Annotated in this window: 4 protein-coding genes and 1 pseudogene; 2 read left to right on the forward strand and 3 right to left on the reverse strand. The window is 64.9% G+C overall.

Translation table 11 applies throughout. The features are described 5' to 3' along the window. A pseudogene (locus FVW27_RS05180) lies at nt 1-198 on the reverse strand (hypothetical protein); the annotation flags it as partial. Nucleotides 199-711: 513 nt separating this feature from the next. On the opposite strand from FVW27_RS05180, the gene FVW27_RS05185 reads away from it, so the two are divergent. Together FVW27_RS05185 and FVW27_RS05190 are read left to right on the forward strand one after the other, a co-directional pair. Continuing rightward, a complete protein-coding gene (locus tag FVW27_RS05185) occupies nt 712-1,581 on the forward strand; it encodes a dihydroorotate dehydrogenase electron transfer subunit (RefSeq protein ID WP_167123347.1) in 870 nt (289 codons plus the stop codon). Nucleotides 1,582-1,638: 57 nt separating this feature from the next. Then, entirely contained in the window at nt 1,639-2,565 is a 927-nt protein-coding gene (locus FVW27_RS05190; protein ID WP_167123341.1) for a dihydroorotate dehydrogenase, read from the forward strand. A gap of 224 nt (nt 2,566-2,789) precedes the next feature. Here the strand turns inward: FVW27_RS05190 and FVW27_RS05195 are convergent, their stop codons facing one another. Continuing rightward, nucleotides 2,790-3,014, reverse strand: coding sequence for a hypothetical protein (locus tag FVW27_RS05195; RefSeq protein WP_167123343.1), 225 nt, complete (start codon nt 3,012-3,014; stop codon nt 2,790-2,792). Nucleotides 3,015-3,099: 85 nt separating this feature from the next. After that, a complete protein-coding gene (gene pruA / locus FVW27_RS05200; RefSeq protein ID WP_167123345.1) occupies nt 3,100-6,162 on the reverse strand; it encodes an L-glutamate gamma-semialdehyde dehydrogenase in 3,063 nt (1,020 codons plus the stop codon). Between the last annotated feature and the right edge of the window lie 299 nt (nt 6,163-6,461).

Consider the following 6,461-nt stretch of genomic DNA (forward strand, 5'->3'; position numbering starts at 1 on the left):
GGGGGCGGGGCGGGCCGGACGGGCCGGACGGGCGGGGCGATTCGGGCGATCCGCGCGGGACTGCTGGTCGTCACGCCCGCGCGAGCGGGGGGCGTCGCCCGTATCGGGCTTGCCGGATTTTTTCTGGCCTGCCGGGCGTTTGCCCGTGGCGGCGGCGCCCTTGGGGCCGGATGCGGGGCGTGAAGGCTTGCTGGACATGTATGATTCTCCGCAGGGGATGAAATATGCGTGGGGGTTGCCCGCCGGGCGCAAGGGCCGGGAATGGCCGCGAAAGGGGCTGGCCAGATGATTCGGATGATCCGGATGGTCCGGCTGGCCGGGGGCAACATGGCGGCGGGGACGGATGGCGTCGCGGTGGCCGCACGGGGAGCAGTGCATCTAACCATAGAACGCCCGCATGGCAACCGCAATGGTCCGCGGGGTTTTCCGGCGATGTTCGCGGGAGGCGTTGGCGCGGGGCTGGTCCCTGCTCTCCCGCAAGCCACCCGTTACCGGCAGCTGCCGACAGTCTGTCGCAGAAGCTGCGGCATGCCGGAATCCCGCACTTGCCGCATCCGCGCGGCCCCGCACCACTTCCCACCGCTTGACCCCGCCCGCCACGCCGACTACACCCGTATGCACGGGGGGCGCGCGATTCCCGCCTTCGGGTGCGCCCGCACCCCGGCGGCCACACGACGCGGCCACATTCTTTTCGAGGACACCATCACCGCCATGAACACACCCGCCTGCACCGACCTCAAGGTGCTCGACCTCGTACCCTTCGGCCAGACCGGAGGCGAGGCCCGCTTTTTCGCCCTGCGCCTGGAACGCCCCCAGTGGGCCGACTGGAAGCCCGGCCAGTTCGTCATGCTGCGCCCTGCCGGATGGGCGCTGGACATGCTGTGGGCACGTCCCTTCTCCATCTGCCGCATCAGCGCGCGTGACCTGGTCATCTTTTTCCAGGTGGTGGGGCGCGGCACTGCCCGCCTTGCCCAACTGCGTTCCGGCGACGTGGTGCACGTGTGGGGCCCCTTGGGCAACGCCTTTGCCATGGAGCCAGACACCCCCACCCTGATGCTGGCCGGGGGCATCGGCATTGCGCCGTTCATCGGCTATGCCCACACCCACCCCAAGCCGTGGAACCTGTGGATGGATTTCGGCCACCGCATGCCGCTGGGGTGCTACCCCTTCGAGAGCATCAACGAAAAGATCATGGCCGACAGCCACCACGAGGAAGGCCCCGAAGACCTTTCGCGGTTCATCGAGACCATTGGCCGCCGGATGCGCGAATTCCGCGACCAGAACGGGCTGGTGCTGGCCTGCGGACCCACCCCCTTCCTGCGCACGGTGCGCTCGTTCGCGCTGGAATACGGCGTGCGCACCCAGCTTTCGCTGGAAACGCGCATGGCCTGCGGCGTGGGCGCGTGCCTGGGCTGCGTGTGCCGCACCACCGAGCAATGGCCCGACCCGGCCAAGGCGGGCGGCAACGTGCAGACCTGCACCCAGGGCCCGGTGTTCTGGGCAGAGCAGATCACCTTCGACGACGAAACCGCCGCCCCGCCCACGGCTGCCGATGCGCCCGTGCAGGCCTGCGAACGCTAACGAAAATCCTGATTTGGAATCCGCCCCTGGAATCCGGGACATAGGATCAGAAAAGTCATGATCGACATGCACGTTACCCTTCCCGGCGGGCTGCACCCGCTGACCCTGAACAACCCGGTCATGACCGCCTCGGGCACCTTCGGGTACGGGGTGGAGTTCACCCCCTACGGCGACCTGACCAAACTCGGCGGCATCGTGGTCAAGGGCCTGTCCCTGGCCCCGCGCCGGGGCAACCCCATGCCCCGCGTGGCCGAAACGCCCTGCGGCATGCTGAACGCCGTGGGACTGCAGAATGACGGCGCCGAGTACTTCGTGCGCACCACCCTGCCCAAGCTCCCGTGGCGCGAGGTGCCCATCGTGGCCAACCTGTACGCCTGCGACCCCGGCGAATTCGGCGAACTTGCCGCCGTGCTGGCCGCCGAAGAAGGCGTGGCCGCGCTGGAAGTGAACATCTCGTGCCCCAACGTGAAGGAAGGCGGGGTGATCTTCGGGCAGGACCCGCGCCAGGCCGCCAAGGTGACCGAAGCGGTGAAGATGCGCGCGGGCAGCAAGCCGGTCATCGTCAAGCTGTCGCCCAACGTCACCGACATCGCCCACATGGCCCGCGCCGTGGAAGACGCCGGGGCCGACGTGCTGTCCTGCATCAACACCCTGACCGGCATGGGCGTGGACATCAACACCCGCAAGCCCCTGCTGGCCAACGTGGTGGGCGGCCTGTCCGGCCCGGCCATCAAGCCCGTGGCCCTGCGCTGCGTGTGGCAGGTGGCCAAAGCCGTGTCCATTCCGGTCATCGGCATCGGCGGCATCACCAGCGCAGAGGACGTGCTGGAATTCCTTCTCGTCGGCGCGCACGCCGTGCAGGTGGGCACCGCCAACTTCATCCGCCCCGACTTCGTGTTCCGGCTGGTGGATGAACTGGCCGCCCTGTGCGAGCGCATGGGCATCGAGCAGTGGGATGATTTTCGGGGCACGCTGAAGGTGTAGCGCGGCGCGCTGCGTTCTTTCGCCCTCTGGCTGCGTCAGATTCGTTTTTTACTCCGGTCACGTACGCCAAAAGTACGCTCCCTTCGTAAATAAACGAATCTTCCTTGCCGGAGAACGAAATTTCCGCAGCGCGATAGATAGTTCGCTGCAGTTGAAGTCAAATTGAAAATGCCGCATATCTGTTGATATGCGGCCTTCGTTTTTTGGATTTAGTATGTGGCTTGTTAAAAAATTCCTGATAGTTTTTCTTGAAGTTCCATGAACATTTTTTTTGAAATTCTGAGTGACTGGCTTTTTTTGCCTGGGTTTTGCCTATCTTTAGAACCGTACGTGTCGATTTGGAGGAATTTCTCCCCATCAACGTCTACTACAGTAAAAGTCCCATTAACATCAGTGTGGGATGTTGTCTTGGCTAGCTGTTGATATTCTAAAGATTTTAACGTCGCCATAATACCTCCTATATTATTCTTTGTAGAGGAGTAGTCTGCGCATCTGCCACCAAAGATATGGTGGCAGATGCGCAGATATAGAGTTCTAGCCGATCCAGTCGTCGTCTTCCTCGATGGGGGCAAAGCCCCGGCGCATGGTGTTTTCGGTCACGCAGCGCGGGTCCATGAATTGCAGCAGGTAGTCGGGGCCGCCGGTCTTGGAGCCGACGCCGGACATCTTGAACCCGCCGAAGGGCTGGCGTTCCACCATGGCCCCGGTGGAGCCGCGGTTCAGGTACAGGTTGCCCACCCGGAAGTCGCGGCGGGCCTTGGCCAGGTTTTCGGGGCTGCGCGAGAACACGCCGCCGGTCAGGGCAAAGCGGGTGCCGTTGGCGATGGTCAGCGCCTCGTCAAAGCTGCCCGCGCGCATCACGGCCAGCACCGGGCCGAAGATTTCTTCCTGCGCAATGCGATGATGCGGCTTGATGCCTTCCACGATGGTCAGCGGCACGTAACAGCCTTCTGCGGGGATGTCGGTGCGCTTCACCAGCACCTTGCCTTCCTGCTCGGCCACCTTCACGTATTCCAGGATGTTCTTTTGCAGGGATGCGTCGGCCACCGGGCCCATGTAGTTGGCCGGGTCTTCCGACGGGCCGATCTTGATGGCCTGCGCCGCCTTGACGAGGCGCTCCACGAAGCGGTCGTAGATGGGGTCCAGCACGATGACCCGCGAGCAGGCCGAGCACTTCTGCCCCTGAAAGCCGAACGCGGAGTTCAGCACCTGCAACACGGCCTCGTCGAGGTCGGCGTCGTCGTCGATGATGATGGCGTTCTTGCCGCCCATTTCCGCGATGACGCGCTTGCACTGCATCTGGCCGGGCTGCACCTTTGCCGCCTTTTCCTGGATGCGCAGGCCCACTTCCATGGAGCCGGTGAAGCAGATCATGCTCACCTGCGGGTGTTCCACCAGATAGTCGCCCATGACCGAGCTGCGGCCCGGCACGTAGTTGAACACGCCCTCGGGCAGGCCCGCCTCGCGGAAGATTTCCGTAAGGTTGTACCCGATGCGGGAGGCAATGGACGACGGCTTGAAGATCACCGGGTTGCCGGTGACGATGGCGGCGGCGGCCATGCCGATGGCGATGGCGAAGGGGAAGTTCCACGGCGCGATGACCGCGGCAATGCCCTTCGGCTGGTAGAACAGGTGGTTCAGTTCGCCGGGGGCGCGGCCCATGCGGCGCGGCGCGCCAAGGCGCAGCATTTCGTGGGCGTAGTAGTCCAGGAAGTCGATGCCTTCACCCACGTCATGGAAGGCCTGATCCCACTGCTTGCCCACTTCCAGCACCTGCCAGGCGGACAGTTCGAACATGCGGCGGCGGGCGATGTCCGCCGCGCGGTGCAGGAACATGGCCCGGTCCGCCGGGGATGTGTCGCGCCAGGCCGGGAAGGCCTTTTCGGCGGCCTCGATGGCGGCGTCCACTTCCGGCTTGCCGCCCTGGCAGACCCTGGCGATGACTTCCGCCGGGTTCGCCGGGTTGGTGGAGGCGATGGTGTCTTCGGTGGTCACGTCCTTGCCGCCGATGAACAGCGGAATCACCCCGCCCGCCTTGCCGCGCACTTCCGCGATGGCGTTCACGAAGCCCGCGCGGTTGGCGGGTATGGTCAGGTCCAGCATGCTTTCGTTGACGAACGGGGGCAGGCCGTCGGGGCCGGGCTGGGCCACCGGAGTGGAACGCGGCGGCGGGGCGGCGGCCAGTTCGCGCTCCAGCGTGGCCTGCGGGTTTTCCAGCAGCCGTTCCAGTTCCGCGCCGTCCACGAAGCTCTGGCGCAGGAAGGATTCGTTGGCGGTGTTTTCCAGCAGGCGGCGCACAAGGTAGGCCATGCCGGGGATCAGTTCGCCGTACGGGCAGTACAGGCGCACGCGCCCGGCCACGTTCTTCAGGCCCTTTCGCACCGGCTCGGCCATGCCGTACAGCACCTGGAATTCGTAGCGGTGGGCGGGCACGTTCAGCGCGCGGGCCGTTTCCATCACCGTGGAAATGGTGCGCACGTTGTGCGAGGCGCAGGCGAAGTAGACGAGGTCGTTGTTCTCGAGAATGCGGCGGGCCAGCTTTTCGTAGCAGATGTCCGATTCCGGCTTGCGGGTCCACACGGGAATTTCCCAGCCGTTCTGCTTGGCCATCACCGTTTCGTAGTCCCAGTAGGCACCTTTCACCAGGCGGATGCCGAAGGGCAGCCTTTCGGCGCGGCCCCAGGCCAGAAGCTCGTCCAGATCATGTTCCGTGCAGCGCAGGTAGGCCTGCAGCACGATGGACAGGTGGGGATAGTCGCGGAATTCCGGCATGGTGCGCAGCCGCTTGAACAGTTCCAGCGTCATTTCGCGGTACTTCAGCTGCTCCATGTCGATGCACAGGAAGCCGCCCATTGCCACGATCTTGCGGTAGATGGGCACCAGGCGCGACATCATGCCCTGCACGGACCCTTCCACGTCGCCGGGCTTGGCCTGCGAGTAGAGGGCCGAAGGCTTGATGGACACGTTCACCTTGGGGGTGTGGCCCCAGTCTTGTGAAGCATCGGGACCGCCAGAGCCTCTCGCGGTCGTGCCGGTGGAATCGGTCGAATCGGCCAGCGGCGCCCACTTGGCGTGTTCCTTGGCAATGGCGTCCAGCACCTCAAGGTAGCCGTCGCGGTAGGCGTCGGCTTCTTCCTCGCTCACCGTGGCTTCGCCCAGCAGGTCCACGGTGAAGGCAAAGCCTTCCTTGCGCAGTTTGGCCAGCCCCTTGATGGCTTCCTTGGTGTTTTCACCGATGATGAAGGTGCGGGCCATGCCTTCGATGTTGGACCGGATGAACTTGCCCATGAGCATGCCGGTGAACGCCCCGCCGAACCCGGCAGCGCCCGCGCCCCACTTGAGCACGGGGGGCACGTCCGCTCCGTCGGCGGAAAAATATTCGCGGATGTGGCGGGTGAGCGCCTCGGAGGTGTTCAGGTAGGGCAGGACGTCCACGAAGCGGAACAGCTGGACCTTGAAGCCCTCGTTCTGCATGGCCCAGTCCATGACCTTGCCGGTCCAGAAGCCCTTGTTGAAGATGGACGGGGCCTCGCCGCTGATGCTCTTGAAAAATTCCTTGCCGCGCTCGACGATGCGGGCATCAAGATGCTGTTCCATGCGGTTCCTCCTGGGCGTCGCGCGGGTGTGGTCCCGGCGGGTGCGGTGTGGGTGCGAGTCGTGCGGTGTGGTGAAAAGGCTCCTGCTGTGTCGCGCGGCGGCGGGGGCGGGCGGTTCGCTTCCCGTACCGTCGTGAGGCATGATTTTTCGATATTCGGAATGGTTGTAGGCGCTGGAATGCCAGAAATCAACCCCGCGCCGGGTCGGAGTGAAGCGGTCGCTCTTGCGTCCAGACGGGCCGGGGCCTGGCGGGCGGCGGGCGGTGCGGGCGGGATGACGGCGCGGGGGCGCGATGGTCA

The organism is Nitratidesulfovibrio liaohensis, assembly GCF_011682075.1.
Taxonomy (GTDB): Bacteria; Desulfobacterota; Desulfovibrionia; order Desulfovibrionales; family Desulfovibrionaceae; genus Cupidesulfovibrio; species Cupidesulfovibrio liaohensis.